The sequence below is a fragment of the Candidatus Pantoea multigeneris genome (assembly GCF_011752615.1).
Lineage (GTDB): Bacteria > Pseudomonadota > Gammaproteobacteria > Enterobacterales > Enterobacteriaceae > Pantoea > Pantoea multigeneris.
In genome coordinates, this window is the sequence record NZ_VWXF01000007.1 from 201,091 (window position 1) to 217,424 (window position 16,334).

Sequence of the window (16,334 nt, forward strand, 5' to 3'; positions counted from 1 at the left end):
GGGGATATGACTGCTCGGAAAGATTGCTCCTGCCGATCTGGCCCGACGTCCATGTCGGGCAAGCACTCGCTATCATATCCCCCAGTGCCTTCCCCGCAGGCAGCAATGCGGCTGCCAGAAGTTTGTGCGGTTTGTTGGTTAGCGCTTTATCTGCAAGCCACACGTTTCTCGTCTTTCAGACAAAACAGCGATACGGATTTCGGTGGCAGAGGGGGATTGGCGTGGAGCCTGTCGGAACCCACCCCCCTCTGACAGGCCGATGTATCTCAGGTCAGCAGACAGTTGTGTTGGTGTTGCTGGCAGCAATGCGGCTGCCAGAAGTTCGTGCGGTTTGTTGGTTAGCGCTTTATCTGCAATCCACACGTTTCTCGTCTTTCAGACAAAACAGCGATACGGATTTCGGTGGCAGAGGGGGATTGGCGTGGAGCCTGTCGGAACCCACCCCCCTCTGACAGGCCGATGTATCTCGGGTCGGCAGACAGTTGTGTTGGTGCTGCTGGCAGCAATGCGGCTGCCAGATGTCTGTGCGATAGATGACCCGATTAAATTCCTTTCAGGCCAGAGAACGGCTCGGCGGCGCGTGTCACGTTGACCTTCGTCACTTCATAGTTTGCCACTTCCACAAATGGATCCTCTGCCAGAATGGCGGCCAGGCGGGTGCGTGGCATGTCCCGGAGCATAATCATTCCTCCGGTACGCGGATCTTTGCGCCCGGCGGCAATAATATCTCCGCTGTCGAAATAACGGTTCAGCCACTCAATGTGGGGAGCCAGCAAAGCTTCGACATCTTCAACTGGGCGGAAGTAGTTCAAATACACCACGTACATATAGATTCCTTAACGTTGCGGATTAGCCAGTTCTTGCAGCAAAGGCAGGAGGATATTAACGCTCTCGCGGCTGCGCAGCGCAATGCGTCCAGGCAGCCAGCGATCGATATATTGCAAGTTATCCAGATCGGTCTGGTGCCGGGTTTCCCCTTCAGGGAAATGGCGGCTACGGCTGCGCTGCTGCATGCCGTTATGCTGGCCAAGTTTCCAGTTGCTGGCCGTGACATCAAGCAAAGGGAACCCGGCTTGATCAAAAGCATTATGCCCCGCAAAGTCACTACTGGTTAATACCCGGCTGGCTGCCGGGATATTGAGCCTGTGCGCCAGGCGCACGGCACGTTCGCTGGTCTGCTTACGTACGGCAACGGGCGTATGTTGTCCGCTGTTAAAATAGAGGGAATCGCCCGTGATCAGGCTGTTCAGGTCAATCACTAGCAGCGTATTTTTCTTCTCTACCGGACTCATGCGCTGTAGGTAATCATCCACACCGTGCAGATTGTTCTGTGCGGCACTCAGTGCGACAAAACGAATACCATAATGCAGTGGGCTATGGCTAAGCTTCTCAGCCAGCTCCAGCATGACGCCAAGGCCGGAAGCATTATCATCAACACCCTGTAAACGCAGACCACCCAAATTATTATCGATATCTTTGCTGCTGGCAGGGGTCCAGGTATCCAGATGGGCGATGACCAGAATCTCTTGCGGCACTTCACCTGCACGCGCGGCAATCACGGATGTCGCAGTCACTTTACGCGGGTGCTTCTGCCCACGTTCATCCTGCCATTCATAGCCGGTATTGAACTGACGAGTGTTGCTTTGATAGCCAAAACTGCTGAACTGGTGTTGCAGATAATCTGCGGCCATTAATTCTGCGGGCGACCCGCTCATGCGACCGGGGAAAAGTGTCGCGATATGGCGAATTTGTTGTTCGGCAAACTGGCCCGGCGTAGAAACAGATGCCGAAGCCTGAAAGGTAAGACCGCTGACCAGTGCGCAAAGCGCGGCCCGGCGGAGAAAGGCAAACATGGGGTTATCCTTGTAAAACACCTGAACACAGGCGGCGGAAAAAACGCAGCCAGTATGAAACTGTGAAGCAGATTAGACAATTTAGAAAACGCTGAAACACCAGCAATATCATTCGTTAAGCACTATTTGTTCGTAACTTAGCAGTGGCGTTATTCCATTCGGTAACAACTCATTCCAATAAGTAATTTCATCTGCCAGAACCAGGGGACGTATAGTCGCCTTAATCATTAGCATAGTACTAAGGTTCACGTGGATTATCTGCCCTTATTCGCCGATCTCAAAGGCCGCCCGGTGCTCGTCGTCGGTGGTGGTGATATCGCTGCCCGCAAAATTGAACTGCTGCATCGCGCTGGCGCGCAGGTGCAGATTGCCGCACGTGAATTGTGCGAAGAACTGCAAGCCCAACGAGATGCACAACAGGTTGAGTGGATCGCGACATCATTCGAACCGGCCCAGCTCGATAAAGTCTTTCTGGTGATTGCTGCCACCGATGACAACGCCCTGAACAGCCAGGTGTTTGACGAGGCAAATGCCCGTTTTCGTCTGGTAAACGTGGTGGATGATCAGCCGAAGTGTTCGTTTATCTTTCCTTCTATTGTTGATCGCTCCCCGTTAGTGGTGGCGATCTCCTCCAGTGGCACGGCGCCGGTACTGGCTCGTCTGCTGCGGGAAAAAATTGAAACCCTGTTACCCGCCACGCTGGGGCAGATGGCTCAAGTGGCTGGAGAGTGGCGCGGCAAGGTTAAACAGCGCTTTGCTGAAATGAGCGACCGCCGCCGCTTCTGGGAACGGGCGTTTAATGGTCTGTTCGCCAGCCAGATGGCCGCCGGTAACGTGACAGCGGCACGCGAAACGCTGGATCGTGAACTCACCACAGAGGAAAACCGCCAGGGTGAAGTGATTCTGGTGGGCGCAGGGCCTGGTGATAGCGGCCTCCTCACACTGCGTGGGCTTCAGGTGATGCAACTGGCGGATGTGGTGCTGTATGACCATCTGGTCAGTGATGAAGTGCTGGAACTGGTGCGGCGTGATGCTGACCGTATCTGCGTGGGCAAACGTGCTGGCGCACACTCTGTTTCGCAGGAAGAGACCAACCAACTGCTGGTCAAACTGGCGCTGGAAGGGAAACGCGTGGTGCGTCTGAAAGGTGGCGATCCGTTTATTTTTGGTCGTGGTGGTGAGGAACTTCAGGCTGCCCGCGCCGCAGGTATTCCGTTCCAGGTGGTACCGGGTATTACAGCGGCCTCCGGGGCGACGGCTTATGCCGGTATTCCACTGACGCATCGCGACTACGCGCAGAGCGCACTGTTTATTACTGGTCATCTGCGCAGCGACAGCGCAGGGATCGACTGGCCTTCATTGGCGCGAGCACGACAAACGCTGGCGATCTACATGGGCACGGTCAAAGCGGCGGAAATCAGCGCCGGATTAATTCAGCACGGTCGAGACCCGCAAACGCCAGTGGCAGTGATCGGACGCGGAACGCGTCAGGATCAGCAGGTACTCACCGGCACATTAGAACAACTGGAAGCACTGGCTGCCGTTGCGCCCACCCCGGCCCTTTTGGTGATCGGTGAAGTGGTGAATCTGCATGAGCAGTTAGCCTGGTATCAACATTCGGCACAGCAGGGGGCTCGCGAGTCCGCCGTTGTCAATCTGGCTTGAGGAAATATCATGGACCAAAAAAGACTCACTCATCTGCGTCAGCTGGAAGCTGAAAGCATCCATATCATCCGTGAAGTGGCGGCGGAGTTCAGCAATCCGGTAATGATGTACTCTATCGGTAAAGACTCTTCGGTGATGCTGCATCTGGCGCGTAAAGCCTTCTATCCAGGCACGCTGCCATTCCCGCTGCTGCATGTGGACACCGGCTGGAAATTCCGCGAGATGTATGAGTTCCGCGACCGCACAGTGAAACAGATTGGTGCAGAGTTGCTGGTCCACCGTAATCCGGAAGGTGTCGCAATGGGCATCAGCCCGTTTGTTCATGGCAGTGCTAAGCACACCGACATCATGAAAACCGAAGGGTTGAAGCAGGCGCTGAACAAATACGGTTTTGATGCCGCGTTTGGTGGTGCCCGTCGTGATGAAGAGAAATCGCGTGCCAAAGAGCGTATTTACTCGTTCCGTGACCGCTTCCACCGCTGGGACCCCAAAAATCAGCGTCCTGAGCTGTGGCACAACTACAACGGCCAGATCAATAAAGGCGAAAGCATTCGCGTATTCCCGCTCTCCAACTGGACGGAGCTGGACATCTGGCAGTACATCTTCCTGGAAAATATCGAAATCGTCCCACTTTACCTGGCCGCGCCGCGTCCGGTGCTGGAACGTGATGGCATGTTGATGATGATTGATGACGATCGTATCGATTTGCAGCCCGGTGAAAAAATTGAAGAGCGCATGGTGCGTTTCCGTACTCTTGGCTGCTGGCCATTAACCGGTGCCGTGGAGTCAGAAGCCCAGACGCTGCCGGAAATTATTGAAGAGATGCTGGTCTCCACTACCAGTGAACGTCAGGGCCGCGTGATAGATCGCGATCAGGCCGGATCAATGGAAATGAAAAAACGTCAGGGTTATTTCTGAGGAGCGCCAGATGAATACTGTAATTGCACAACAAATTGCCGACCAGGGTGGCGTAGAAGCCTGGTTGACCGCACAACAGCACAAAAGCCTACTGCGCTTCCTCACCTGTGGCAGCGTGGATGATGGGAAAAGTACCCTGATTGGTCGTTTGCTGCATGACACGCGTCAGATTTATGAAGATCAGCTCTCCTCGCTGCACAACGACAGCAAGCGTCACGGTACGCAAGGTGAGAAGCTGGATCTGGCGTTGCTGGTGGATGGCCTTCAGGCCGAGCGTGAGCAGGGCATCACCATTGATGTTGCTTACCGCTATTTCTCTACCGAAAAACGTAAATTTATCATCGCAGATACCCCAGGACACGAGCAGTACACGCGAAACATGGCGACCGGGGCTTCGACCTGTGATTTGGCTATTTTACTGATCGATGCGCGTAAAGGCGTGCTGGATCAGACGCGTCGTCACAGCTTCATCTCAACGCTGCTGGGGATTAAAAACCTGGTGGTCGCGATCAATAAAATGGATCTGGTCGACTACAAGCAGGACGTGTTTGAGCAGATCAAACAGAGCTATCTCGATTTTGCCGAGCAGCTGCCGCAGGATCTGGATATTCGTTTTGTCCCGATGTCGGCGCTGGAAGGGGATAACGTGGCTAGCCCGAGCCAGACTATGCCGTGGTACAGCGGCCCAACGCTGCTTGATGTGCTGGAAACCGTGGAAATCAAACGTGTGGTTGAGCACCAGCCAATGCGCTTCCCGGTACAGTACGTGAATCGCCCTAACCTGGATTTCCGTGGTTATGCTGGCACGCTGGCATCCGGTGTGGTTAGCGTAGGCCAGCGTGTAAAAGTTCTGCCTTCTGGCGTGGAATCTAACATCGCACGGATTGTGACTTTTGATGGCGATTTGCAACAGGCGGGTGCGGGCGAAGCCATTACCCTGGTGCTGACCGATGAAGTCGATATTAGCCGTGGCGATCTGCTGGTTGCGGCAGATGCCGAACTGCAAGCCGTGCAGTCCGCCACCGTCGACGTGGTGTGGATGGCAGAGCAGGCGTTGCAGCCTGGTCAGAGCTATGACGTGAAGATCGCGGGGAAAAAATCCCGTGCACGCGTTGAAAAAGTGATTCATCAGGTTGAGATCAACAGCCTGGAAAAACGCAGCGCGGATCAACTGCCGTTGAACGGTATCGGTCTGGTTGAACTGACCTTTGATGAACCGATGGTGTTGGATAGCTATCAGCAAAACCCAGTGACCGGTGGCATGATCTTTATCGATCGCCTGAGTAATGTCACGGTGGGAGCCGGGTTAATTAATCAGCCGCTGACTAACCAGCCACAGCAGCAGGGCCAGTTTAGTGCCTTCGAGCTGGAACTGAATGCGCTGGTGCGCCGCCACTTCCCACACTGGAACGCGCGCGATCTGTTAGGGGGCAACTAATGGCGCAACACGATGAGAACGTGGTATGGCATGACCATCCCGTTACGCGTGAAGCCAGAGAGCAGCAGCACGGCCATCAAGGGGTTGTGCTGTGGTTTACCGGGCTTTCGGGCTCGGGTAAATCCACCGTTGCTGGCGCGCTGGAGCAGGCTCTTCACGCTGCGGGTGTCAGTACCTATCTGCTGGATGGTGATAACGTACGACACGGCTTGTGTCGCGATCTCGGCTTCAGTGATGACGATCGTAAAGAGAACATCCGCCGGGTGGGTGAAGTCGCAAAACTGATGGTGGATGCCGGGTTAGTGGTGTTGACCGCCTTTATCTCTCCCCATCGTGCTGAGCGTCAGATGGTGCGTGAGCAGCTAGGTGAAGGCCAGTTTATTGAGGTGTTTGTCGATACGCCGCTAGCGATTTGTGAAGCGCGCGATCCCAAGGGGTTGTATAAAAAAGCCCGTGCCGGTGAGCTGCGCAATTTCACCGGAATCGACAGCGCGTATGAAGCGCCAGAAGCCCCAGAAATTCATCTGGATGGCGAACAATTGGTTACAAAACTGACCCGCCAATTATTAGACCTCCTGCGCCACCGCGATATCATCAGATCCTGAACAGACTGCGGCAAATCCAGTTGATTTGCCGCCCTCAGCGTCAACAGGATTTCTATGCAGAACGTTACCCCAATGCTGGCTCGCAAAGACGACCGCTCCCAGGATGAGTCTCGCTCCTCCCTGCCCGGAGGCGTGATTGGCTTTCTCTCTTACTGGTGTGCGTTAGCAATTCCCTTCCTGCTGTACGGTTCAAACACGCTGTTCTTCTTCCTCTATACCTGGCCGTTTTTCCTGGCGCTGTTGCCTGTCTCGGTTTTGATCGGCATCGCCTGTAGTATGTTCCTGCGTGGCCATCTGTTTTGGACGGCAATTGCTACGGCGATCATCGTCGTCTGCCTGTTCTGGCTCCTGTTCTCTTTCCTCTCCGGATGGTGATGGGGTGATGACCAAACGCATCGGGCAGTTACAAAACTTTACCCGAAGCGGCGCGGTTTTTTTGCGCATACAGTTGTCCTTTGCCACCATTTCTTCCGCTGCTGTGGAGTCTTCTGCAAAGTTATGGGATGATTGAGCGGTTTTTCAGGGGGCGGGAATGGGAAAACTGACGTTACTGCTACTGGTGCTGCTTGGCTGGCTTCAGTATTCATTATGGCTGGGCAAAAACGGTATTCACGACTACACGCGCGTCGATCAGGACGTTGCGGTACAACAGGCGAATAACGCCAAATTAAAAGCGCGTAACGATCAACTGTTCGCTGAAATTGACGATCTTAACGGTGGGTCAGAGGCGATCGAAGAGCGCGCGCGTAACGAGCTGGGTATGATCAGACCCGGTGAAACTTTCTATCGCCTCGTGCCTGACCAGAATCAACGCAATGCGCAACAAGCTGCGCAAAATCAGCCACGATAACTCCATGAATAACCTCGTATCCTCTGCGGATGTGGTCGCCGTTGTCCCGGCGGCCGGTATCGGCAGCCGTATGCAATCGGCTTGCCCTAAGCAATATCTGACTATTGGTCAGCACACCATTCTGGAACACAGCATTGCCTGCCTGTTCCGCCATCCTGCGGTGAGCCGGGTGGTTGTCGCCTTAAGCCCGGAAGATACGCAATTTGCTCAGTTGCCCGTGGCGCAGGATCCCCGTATTACTGTGGTCACGGGCTGTGATTCGCGAGCAACGTCGGTGCTGGCAGGGCTGCGTGCTATCCAGCATGCGCACTGGGTATTGGTGCATGATGCCGCGCGCCCGTGCCTGCATCCGGAAGATCTACACGCGCTGCTTGCGCTGCGTGAGCAGAGCAAAGTGGGTGGGATTCTGGCGGCACCCGTCCGTGACACCATGAAACGCGGCGAACCGGGACAGGCCGCCATTGCCCACACGGTCGATCGCGAACAGTTGTGGCACGCACTGACGCCGCAGTTGTTTCCCCATCAGCTTCTGCTGACTTCCCTTGAGCGCGCATTGCAAGAGGGGGCTAACGTCACCGACGAAGCTTCCGCGCTTGAGTACTGCGGCTATCATCCGGCGTTGGTTGCCGGTCGCAGCGACAACATCAAAGTCACCCGCCCGGAAGACCTCGCGTTGGCGGCATTCTATCTATCTCAGATTCAGTTAAAGGAGAGCGCATAATGCGTATTGGCCACGGTTTTGACGTGCATGCTTTTGGCGGGGAAGGTCCATTGGTGATTGGTGGCGTTCGAATTCCCTTTGATCAGGGGTTTATTGCCCATTCGGATGGCGATGTTGCGCTGCACGCGCTGACAGATGCGCTGTTAGGGGCCGTGGCCATGGGTGACATTGGCAAGCTGTTCCCGGATACCGATCCCGCTTATAAAGGGGCTGATAGCCGTGGTTTGCTGCGCGAAGCCTGGCGCCGCATTGAGCAAAAAGGGTATCGCGTCGGGAATGTCGATGTCACGCTCATCGCTCAGGCACCAAAGATGTTGCCACATGTGCCGCAGATGCGCGTCAACATCGCTGAAGATTTGGGCTGCCATATGGACCAGGTCAACGTCAAAGCCACCACCACAGAGAAACTGGGTTTCACGGGACGTGGAGAAGGGATTGCCTGCGAGGCTGTCGCACTGTTATTTAAGGTTGATGAGGCATGATACCGTTGCATTACCTGCATGGACAGCCAGGCGCGACTGGCGTACTGAAAAGTGCGCCGGAAGATTTTGTTGTGATAGAAGATCTGGGGTATGCCCCGGATGGTGAAGGTGAGCAACTGCTGGTTCGCATTCGCAAAACCGGCAATAACACCCGCTTTGTGGCTGAGGCATTGGCAAAATATTTGCGCGTTTCGGCGCGTGAGCTGAGCTACGCCGGAATGAAAGACCGACATGCCGTCACGGAGCAAACGCTTTGCTTCCGCGTACCCGGCAATGGGATGCCGAATTTGACCGGATTCGCCCTGGAAGGGGTCGAAATTTTGCAGGTGATACGTCACAAACGTAAAATTCGTATTGGAGCGCTGGCGGGGAATCATTTTCGGATAGTGATCCGCCAGATATCCGGGCAGGATGAAGTCACGCAACGACTTGAACTTATTCGCCAAAGCGGTGTGCCAAACTATTTTGGTGAACAACGCTTTGGCCGCGACGGCAATAATCTGTCACTGGTACGTCAATGGGCCGAGGGGCAGTTCCAGCCGCGCGATCGTAATAAAAAAGGGTTGCTGCTCTCAACGGCCCGCAGTGCCTTGTTTAACCAGGCGACCAGTGCCAGGCTGCAACATTATGGGCTACAGCGGGTGATGGCCGGTGATGCAGTGCAACTGGCCGGACGCGGGAGCTGGTTTGTCGCACAACCTGATGAGCTAGCTGAGGTACAGGCGCGGGTTGAGCAACAGGAATTGCGCATCACGGCTCCGCTGCCGGGCAAAGGCGAGTGGGGAACGACCGGGGCAGTATTGCAGTTTGAGCAGCAGACCCTGGCAGACAGTGACGAATTGATTAAGCTTTTGGAACGTGAGCGGGTTGATGCTGCTCGTCGGGCTATGTTGGTGGTGCCGCGTGATATGGAGTGGCAGTGGTTGGATGCTTCTACTCTGTCGCTACAGTTCTGGCTACCCGCCGGTAGTTTTGCTACCAGCGTAGTGCGTGAAATTGTTCAACATGTGGGTAACGATGCGGATATTACTGAGTAACGACGATGGTATTCATGCACCTGGCATTCAGGTGTTGGCACAGGCACTACGCACGTTTGCGGATGTGCAGGTTGTTGCTCCCGATCGTAATCGCAGTGGTGCCTCGAACTCATTGACGTTAGAGACGCCACTACGCACCTTTACCCATGAAAATGGCGATATAGCGGTACAGATGGGAACCCCCACTGACTGCGTTTATCTTGGCGTTAATGCCTTGATGCAGCCACGCCCTGACATCGTGGTGTCTGGCATCAACGCGGGACCGAATCTTGGTGATGATGTCATCTATTCCGGCACGGTAGCTGCGGCTATGGAAGGGCGTCATCTTGGCCTGCCCGCGCTGGCGGTTTCCCTTAATGGACATGAGCATTATGCGACGGCGGCTGCGGTAACCTGCACGCTGCTTCGCGCGCTGGTTCACACGCCTTTGCGCACTGGCCGCATTCTCAATATCAACGTGCCCGATTTGCCCCTTGAGAGCATCAAAGGTATTCGCGTGACCCGCTGTGGTAGTCGTCATCCTGCTGATCAGGTGATACGTCAGCAAGATCCTCGTGGTAATACGCTGTACTGGATTGGACCGCCAGGTAACCAGTTGGATGCAGGACCGGGAACGGACTTTGCCGCCATCGACGAAGGCTATGTTTCGGTTACCGCACTGCATGTGGATCTCACGGCGCATGCTGCCCAGGATAAGCTTGACGCGTGGTTACAGCAATCTGGGGTTGCGCAGACATGGTAAGCAGACGCGTCGAAACGCTGCTGGCACAACTGCGCTTGCAAGGCATTGAAGACGAAAGCCTGCTAAAAGCGCTGGCGGAAGTGCCTCGTGAGAAATTTATCGACGAAGCCTTTGAGCACAAAGCCTGGGAAAACATCGCATTGCCGATCGGTTCCGGGCAAACCATTTCTCAGCCTTACATGGTGGCGCGGATGACCTCTTTACTTGAGCTTCATCCCGCGTCACGCGTACTGGAGATTGGCACCGGCTCCGGTTATCAAACGGCAATCCTGGCCCATCTGGTCGATCATGTGTACTCCGTAGAGCGCATCAAAGGGCTGCAATGGCAAGCCAAGCGGCGGCTCAAGCAGTTAGATCTCCACAATATCTCGACTCGTCATGGCGATGGTTGGCAAGGTTGGGCTTCACGTGGCCCATTTGACGCTATTATTGTCACTGCCGCTCCCCCTGAAATTCCGACTGCACTGATAGCACAACTGGCTGACAATGGCATCATGGTGCTGCCGGTGGGCGAGGATCAGCAGGTGCTGAAACGCCTGCGTCGGCAGAAGGATGTGCTACTGGAAGAGATAGTCGAACCTGTACGTTTTGTGCCTCTGGTCCAGGGTGATTTGGCCTGAATCACTTCGTACTTGTTCACAACTGTCCCATAGCGCCACGTAGTTGATATTGCTACTATCCTTCCATATACATGTAAAACACATATTTTGTGACCTCAGGCAGCGCTTTGTGCTGCCTTGCGGTGCAAATCAGAGTCATCCAGGTGTGCCATCACGGGGGATTAATGAGCACGGGAAGCCCAACATTTCAGTTACGCCGTATTGCGGCGCTTTCTCTGGTAACGCTTTGGCTGGCAGGGTGTAGCTCTGGGGATAATACCCAAGCGCCTATCAGCAGCGTAAATGACAACTCAGGCATGAGCAGCCAGTCCGGTATGCTTTCTGGCAATTCATCCGGCATTCCACGCCAGGGTGGTGGGATGCTAAGTGGAGGCGTTCCTGCGACACCTTCCCGAGGCGGAATGCTAAGCGGAACTTCATCTTCTGTTCCTGCACAAGGCGGAATGATTAGCGAAAACAATAATGTGACGACGGAAAACGGTCGAATAGTATACAATCGCAACTATCAGAATATTCCGAAAGGTAGCTATGGCGGTAATACTTATACCGTTCGTCGTGGTGATACCTTGTTCTATATTGCCTGGATTACCGGCAATGATTTCCGCGATCTGGCTCAGCGTAATAACATCTCCGCGCCTTACTCCTTGAATGCCGGGCAGGTTTTGCAGGTTGAAAACGGTGGCGGACAACCGATCACTGGGGGCAATGCCATCACCACCGCAGATGCCCGTCAGCAGGGCGTGACGCCACCGCCTGAAACGACGCAAATTCATACAGCCCCTGTTGCACAGCAACCTGTTATTACGTATTCTGAAGATTCAGATGACACGGGTGGTAGTAAATTGTTGCCATCCCGAGGAGCAAATGTTGCAACGACAACAGCTCCAGTGGTAACCGCACCGCCAACGGCAAGTAGCACAACGGACAGCTCAACCCCAGTGGGTAGCTGGCGCTGGCCAACCGAAGGTAAGATCATCGATAACTTCTCTGCCTCGGAAGGTGGAAACAAAGGGATCGATATTGCGGGTTCACGTGGTCAACCTGTTGTCGCCACCGCATCGGGAAGGGTGGTATATGCAGGTAATGCACTACGTGGCTACGGTAATCTTATTATCATCAAACATAACGATGATTATTTGAGTGCCTATGCCCACAACGACACGATGCTGGTCCGGGAACAACAGGAAGTTAAAGCGGGTCAAAAGATCGCTACCATGGGTAGCACTGGAACCAGCTCTGTCAGACTGCATTTTGAAATTCGTTACAAGGGGAAATCCGTTAACCCGTTGCGTTATTTACCGCAGCGATAATCCGGCAGAACTAAGTTGTTCTGCCTTGGAATCACGGGTAGGAGCCGCTTATGAGCCAGAATACGCTGAAAGTTAATGAGTTAAATGAAGACGCGGAATTCGACGAGAACGGAGCTGAAGTTTTTGATGAGAAGGCTCTTGTTGAAAACGAACCTGGTGATAACGATGTAGCAGAAGAAGAACTGCTGTCGCAGGGTGCAACACAACGTGTGTTGGATGCGACGCAGCTCTACCTGGGAGAGATTGGTTATTCTCCCCTGCTGACAGCAGAAGAAGAGGTCTTCTTCGCTCGTCGTGCATTACGAGGCGATATTCCTTCTCGCCGTCGAATGATTGAAAGTAACTTGCGTCTGGTGGTTAAGATTGCCCGCCGTTATAGCAATCGTGGTCTGGCCTTGCTGGATCTGATTGAGGAAGGCAATCTGGGGCTGATTCGTGCGGTCGAGAAGTTTGACCCAGAACGTGGCTTCCGTTTCTCAACTTACGCAACCTGGTGGATTCGACAGACCATTGAACGGGCGATCATGAATCAAACCCGAACTATTCGTCTGCCAATCCACATTGTTAAAGAACTGAATGTTTATCTGCGCACCGCGCGTGAACTCTCACACAAGCTTGATCATGAGCCAAGTGCTGAAGAGATTGCCGAGCAGTTAGATAAGCCAGTTGACGATGTGAGTCGCATGTTGCGCCTGAATGAGCGTATCACTTCTGTTGATACCCCATTAGGCGGTGACTCAGAAAAAGCGCTGCTTGATATCCTGGCCGATGAAAAAGACAACGGTCCGGAAGACACCACGCAAGATGATGATATGAAACAAAGTATCGTTAAGTGGTTGTTCGAGCTGAATGCGAAGCAACGCGAAGTGTTGGCACGCCGTTTTGGCCTGTTGGGCTATGAAGCAGCAACACTTGAAGATGTAGGCCGGGAAATTGGCTTAACTCGCGAGCGAGTTCGTCAGATTCAGGTTGAAGGCCTTCGCCGTCTGCGTGAGATTTTGCAGGCGCAGGGGTTGAACATTGAAGCGCTGTTCCGCGAATAATCTGCGTTAAGCGTTGTTGAATAGAGAGCGGTGGTGAAAACCACCGCTTTTTTTATGGCTAAATTACAGCAAAGATTTAAGGCGATAGATCCACTCCAGCGCCTGACGTGGGCTTAGTGAATCAGGATCGAGGGCCTCCAATGCTTCAGTTGCCGGTGAAGGTGCATCAGCCAGCAACGCGAGTTGAGATCCTTCAACCGTTGAAGCAGCATGACCATTAGCAAGCGTCTCAAGCTCACGGAGCTTATGGCGAGCACGTTTAATCACCTCTTTTGGCACCCCTGCCAGAGCCGCAACTGCAAGGCCATAACTCTTACTTGCTGCTCCCTCTTCGACACTGTGCATAAAGGCGATAGTATCCCCATGCTCCACAGCATCCAGATGGACGTTAATCACACCTTCCATCTTCTCTGGTAGCGTTGTCAGCTCAAAATAGTGTGTCGCAAACAGCGTTAACGCTTTAATGCGATTAGCCAGACTCTCTGCGCAGGCCCAGGCCAGTGACAATCCATCATAGGTTGAGGTACCACGGCCAATTTCATCCATAAGCACCAGGCTGTTCTCTGTTGCGTTATGCAAGATATTGGCTGTCTCAGTCATTTCAACCATAAAGGTTGAGCGGCCTGAGGCCAAATCATCAGCTGCGCCCACTCGAGTAAAAATACGATCGACAGGGCCTATGATTGCCTCATCGGCAGGCACAAAACTGCCTATCCAGGCGAGCAGAGTGATAAGTGCAGTCTGACGCATGTAGGTACTTTTACCGCCCATGTTCGGGCCGGTAATGATTAACATACGACGTTGTGGACTAAGCGTCAGTGGATTCGCGATAAAAGGCTCTTTGAGCACTTGCTCTACCACCGGGTGACGCCCGGCTATAATCTTAACGCCGACCTTGTCCTGTAACTTCGGACGGTTGTAGTTCAACGTCCAGGCGCGTTCAGCCAGATTTGTCAGCACATCAAGTTCTGCAAGGGCCGACGCGCTTTGTTGCAAGGCCTCCAGATGCGGTAATAAAGCATCAAACAGTTCATCATACAGGCTCTTTTCAAGCGCCAGCGCTTTGCCCTTGGACGTGAGTACCTTGTCTTCATACTCCTTCAGCTCGGGAATAATATAGCGTTCGGCATTTTTCAGCGTCTGACGGCGAACATAGTGAATCGGTACGCGATGACTCTGGCCACGACTCACCTGAATGTAATAGCCGTGAATGGCATTGAAGCCCACTTTGAGGGTATCCAGACCCAGTTTGTCACGTTCACGAATCTCTAGCTTATCAAGATAGTCAGTCGCGCCATCAGCCAGCGCGCGCCATTCATCCAGTTCTTCGTTGTAGCCTGGCGCTATGACACCGCCGTCGCGAATTAACACAGGCGGTGTTTCAATAATTGCACGCTCCAGCAGCTCTCGCTGCTCAGCAAACTCACCCATAGCATCACGCAGGCGCACCAACTGTGGTGTGCTGGCGGAAGCCAGTCCGGCATTCAACAGCGGTAGTTGCTGGAAAGCATGGCGAATGCGCGCAAGGTCGCGCGGGCGTGCGGTTCGTAATGCTAAACGTGCCAGAATACGCTCAAGATCACCAACCTGGCGAAGGAGTGGTTGGAGGTCTTCATAGAGTGATTGCAGTTCGGCAACGGTATCATGGCGTTGACTTATTACGTTGGCATCACGGAGCGGTAAGTGCAGCCAGCGTTTAAACATACGGCTGCCCATAGGCGTAACGGTTTTGTCTAACACGGCGGCAAGTGTGTTTTCAATTCCACCAGAAAGATTTTGCGTGATCTCAAGATTTCGCCTGGTCGCCGCATCCATAATGATGCTGTCCTGCTGACGGTCCATGCTCAGACTGCGGATGTGGGGCAGGGCTGTACGCTGAGTATCTTTGACATATTGCAGCAAGCAGCCCGCCGCACGCAGAGCAAGGTGTGCTGTCTCAACACCAAATCCGATCAAGTCACGGGTGCCAAATTGCAAGTTTAGCTGCTGGCGCGCCGTATCGATCTCAAACTCCCAAAGCGGGCGACGGCGGAGACCACGCCGTTGCTCAATCAATGCCATCGCAGCCAGATCTTCAGGGTACAGCAGCTCCGCAGGATTGGTTCGCTGCAGTTCAGCCGTCATACTCTCACTGTCAGCAGGCTCACTAAGACGAAAACGGCCAGAACTAATATCTAGTGTAGCGTAGCCAAAACCGCGAGGCCCCTGAACAATAGCGGCCAGCAAATTATCCTGCCGTTCCTGAAGCAGCGCTTCATCACTGATGGTGCCCGGCGTGACAATACGCACCACCTTTCTTTCTACTGGCCCTTTACTTAATGCAGGGTCACCGACCTGTTCACAAATCGCAACAGATTCACCGAGTTGCACCAGCTTAGCCAGGTAGTTTTCGGCAGCATGGTGTGGCACGCCAGCCATGGGGATGGGCTCGCCCGCTGAAGCTCCACGCTTAGTGAGTGAGATTTCAAGCAGTTGTGAAGCACGTTTAGCGTCATCATAAAACAGCTCATAAAAATCCCCCATCCGATAGAACAGTAGAATGTCTGGGTGTTCAGATTTCAGACGCAGGTATTGCTGCATCATGGGGGTGTGATCGCTGAGATTGTTTTGAGTGCTCATTCGCTGGGATTGTCATCAGATTTAATGGTGGGCAGCATTGTCGATACCAAAGACCCGTACAAGCTGCAGATGACTGCCATATTAACCAGAACTGTAGGACAGGGAAAGGAAAGATATTATTAATCGAAAGCCATTTTGATGAATTCAGAGGCAGATCGTAAATCAGATACTCCAGTGAACTATTTTCGATAAAATAACACTGAATCAAACCTATATCCCACAGCAAAAGTGACATTTTCGTGAGAAGTGCCAATGAGTTTAATAAAAAACGCTATTAGTGGATTGTTATTATGTTTTTTGCTAACAAGTTGTAGTTCAAGAAGTGATGTTTGTATTAGTGGTCAATGTTCAATTAATAACCCAGAGAAGGAAGGAGCAGTAAAAATATGGTGGGCTCCAGAACTCCGCAATGATAGTAATGAGTATAGTAT

At 53.4% G+C, this 16,334-nt stretch carries 16 protein-coding genes; 13 read left to right on the forward strand and 3 right to left on the reverse strand.

Going from position 1 to position 16,334, the window contains the following annotated elements; genetic code table 11:
• Positions 1-542: 542 nt before the first annotated feature.
• Together F3J40_RS16925 and F3J40_RS16930 are read right to left on the reverse strand one after the other, a co-directional pair.
• Entirely contained in the window at positions 543-827 is a 285-nt protein-coding gene (locus F3J40_RS16925; protein ID WP_167016438.1) for a YciI family protein, read from the reverse strand.
• A 9-nt stretch (positions 828-836) separates the two neighbouring features.
• Positions 837-1,853, reverse strand: coding sequence for an aminopeptidase (locus F3J40_RS16930; RefSeq protein ID WP_167016440.1), 1,017 nt, complete (start codon positions 1,851-1,853; stop codon positions 837-839).
• Positions 1,854-2,102: 249 nt separating this feature from the next.
• Between F3J40_RS16930 and cysG the strand changes: the two genes are divergently transcribed.
• The 13 genes from cysG (at position 2,103) to rpoS (ending at position 13,284) form a co-directional block, all read left to right on the forward strand.
• Positions 2,103-3,518 (forward strand): siroheme synthase CysG, encoded by a 1,416-nt coding sequence (gene cysG / locus F3J40_RS16935; RefSeq protein WP_167016442.1) that lies wholly within the window; start codon positions 2,103-2,105, stop codon positions 3,516-3,518.
• A 9-nt stretch (positions 3,519-3,527) separates the two neighbouring features.
• Positions 3,528-4,436, forward strand: a complete 909-nt coding sequence (cysD, locus tag F3J40_RS16940) for a sulfate adenylyltransferase subunit CysD (protein WP_017345512.1) — start codon at positions 3,528-3,530, stop codon at positions 4,434-4,436.
• Positions 4,437-4,446: 10 nt separating this feature from the next.
• Positions 4,447-5,874, forward strand: coding sequence for a sulfate adenylyltransferase subunit CysN (gene cysN / locus F3J40_RS16945; RefSeq protein ID WP_167016444.1), 1,428 nt, complete (start codon positions 4,447-4,449; stop codon positions 5,872-5,874).
• On the forward strand, positions 5,874-6,479 hold the full coding sequence (gene cysC / locus F3J40_RS16950) for an adenylyl-sulfate kinase (protein ID WP_167016446.1): 606 nt from the start codon (positions 5,874-5,876) through the stop codon (positions 6,477-6,479). Before cysN ends, cysC begins: the two co-directional genes overlap by 1 nt.
• 54 nt (positions 6,480-6,533) lie before the next feature.
• The gene (locus tag F3J40_RS16955) at positions 6,534-6,854 is read left to right on the forward strand and encodes a DUF3561 family protein (RefSeq protein ID WP_017345515.1); all 321 of its coding nucleotides are present in this window, start codon (positions 6,534-6,536) and stop codon (positions 6,852-6,854) included.
• A gap of 157 nt (positions 6,855-7,011) precedes the next feature.
• Positions 7,012-7,329 (forward strand): cell division protein FtsB, encoded by a 318-nt coding sequence (ftsB, locus tag F3J40_RS16960; protein WP_017345517.1) that lies wholly within the window; start codon positions 7,012-7,014, stop codon positions 7,327-7,329.
• A gap of 4 nt (positions 7,330-7,333) precedes the next feature.
• Positions 7,334-8,050: a 2-C-methyl-D-erythritol 4-phosphate cytidylyltransferase gene (gene ispD / locus F3J40_RS16965; RefSeq protein ID WP_167016447.1), complete on the forward strand. Its 717-nt coding sequence runs from the start codon at positions 7,334-7,336 to the stop codon at positions 8,048-8,050.
• Positions 8,050-8,532: a 2-C-methyl-D-erythritol 2,4-cyclodiphosphate synthase gene (gene ispF / locus F3J40_RS16970; RefSeq protein ID WP_017345519.1), complete on the forward strand. Its 483-nt coding sequence runs from the start codon at positions 8,050-8,052 to the stop codon at positions 8,530-8,532. The genes ispD and ispF overlap by 1 nt, the downstream gene beginning before the upstream one ends.
• Positions 8,532-9,569, forward strand: a complete 1,038-nt coding sequence (gene truD / locus F3J40_RS16975) for a tRNA pseudouridine(13) synthase TruD (protein ID WP_369410953.1) — start codon at positions 8,532-8,534, stop codon at positions 9,567-9,569. Before ispF ends, truD begins: the two co-directional genes overlap by 1 nt.
• Positions 9,550-10,311 carry a 5'/3'-nucleotidase SurE gene (surE, locus tag F3J40_RS16980; protein WP_167016452.1) on the forward strand — a complete coding sequence of 254 codons (762 nt, stop codon included), beginning with the start codon at positions 9,550-9,552 and terminating at the stop codon, positions 10,309-10,311. The genes truD and surE overlap by 20 nt, the downstream gene beginning before the upstream one ends.
• Positions 10,305-10,931, forward strand: a complete 627-nt coding sequence (locus F3J40_RS16985; RefSeq protein WP_017345522.1) for a protein-L-isoaspartate(D-aspartate) O-methyltransferase — start codon at positions 10,305-10,307, stop codon at positions 10,929-10,931. Before surE ends, F3J40_RS16985 begins: the two co-directional genes overlap by 7 nt.
• Before the next feature lie 164 nt (positions 10,932-11,095).
• Complete coding sequence (gene nlpD, locus F3J40_RS16990; RefSeq protein ID WP_167016454.1) at positions 11,096-12,241, forward strand: murein hydrolase activator NlpD; 1,146 nt, start codon at positions 11,096-11,098, stop codon at positions 12,239-12,241.
• A 50-nt stretch (positions 12,242-12,291) separates the two neighbouring features.
• Positions 12,292-13,284 (forward strand): RNA polymerase sigma factor RpoS, encoded by a 993-nt coding sequence (rpoS, locus tag F3J40_RS16995; RefSeq protein ID WP_017345524.1) that lies wholly within the window; start codon positions 12,292-12,294, stop codon positions 13,282-13,284.
• A 63-nt stretch (positions 13,285-13,347) separates the two neighbouring features.
• On the opposite strand, the gene mutS is transcribed toward rpoS, so the two are convergent.
• Positions 13,348-15,903, reverse strand: coding sequence for a DNA mismatch repair protein MutS (gene mutS / locus F3J40_RS17000; RefSeq protein ID WP_167016456.1), 2,556 nt, complete (start codon positions 15,901-15,903; stop codon positions 13,348-13,350).
• Positions 15,904-16,334: the final 431 nt, after the last annotated feature.

What these genes read in the sequence shown, in the direction of transcription:
- ispD (WP_167016447.1), top strand. Translation starts at nt 7,334, where the DNA reads ATGAATAACCTCGTATCCTCTGCGGATGTGGTCGCCGTTGTCCCGGCG.
- F3J40_RS16925 (WP_167016438.1), bottom strand. Translation starts at nt 827, where the DNA reads ATGTACGTGGTGTATTTGAACTACTTCCGCCCAGTTGAAGATGTCGAA.
- rpoS (WP_017345524.1), top strand. Translation starts at nt 12,292, where the DNA reads ATGAGCCAGAATACGCTGAAAGTTAATGAGTTAAATGAAGACGCGGAA.
- cysN (WP_167016444.1), top strand. Translation starts at nt 4,447, where the DNA reads ATGAATACTGTAATTGCACAACAAATTGCCGACCAGGGTGGCGTAGAA.
- surE (WP_167016452.1), top strand. Translation starts at nt 9,550, where the DNA reads ATGCGGATATTACTGAGTAACGACGATGGTATTCATGCACCTGGCATT.
- cysC (WP_167016446.1), top strand. Translation starts at nt 5,874, where the DNA reads ATGGCGCAACACGATGAGAACGTGGTATGGCATGACCATCCCGTTACG.
- mutS (WP_167016456.1), bottom strand. Translation starts at nt 15,903, where the DNA reads ATGAGCACTCAAAACAATCTCAGCGATCACACCCCCATGATGCAGCAA.
- nlpD (WP_167016454.1), top strand. Translation starts at nt 11,096, where the DNA reads ATGAGCACGGGAAGCCCAACATTTCAGTTACGCCGTATTGCGGCGCTT.
- ispF (WP_017345519.1), top strand. Translation starts at nt 8,050, where the DNA reads ATGCGTATTGGCCACGGTTTTGACGTGCATGCTTTTGGCGGGGAAGGT.
- cysD (WP_017345512.1), top strand. Translation starts at nt 3,528, where the DNA reads ATGGACCAAAAAAGACTCACTCATCTGCGTCAGCTGGAAGCTGAAAGC.
- F3J40_RS16955 (WP_017345515.1), top strand. Translation starts at nt 6,534, where the DNA reads ATGCAGAACGTTACCCCAATGCTGGCTCGCAAAGACGACCGCTCCCAG.
- F3J40_RS16930 (WP_167016440.1), bottom strand. Translation starts at nt 1,853, where the DNA reads ATGTTTGCCTTTCTCCGCCGGGCCGCGCTTTGCGCACTGGTCAGCGGT.
- ftsB (WP_017345517.1), top strand. Translation starts at nt 7,012, where the DNA reads ATGGGAAAACTGACGTTACTGCTACTGGTGCTGCTTGGCTGGCTTCAG.
- F3J40_RS16985 (WP_017345522.1), top strand. Translation starts at nt 10,305, where the DNA reads ATGGTAAGCAGACGCGTCGAAACGCTGCTGGCACAACTGCGCTTGCAA.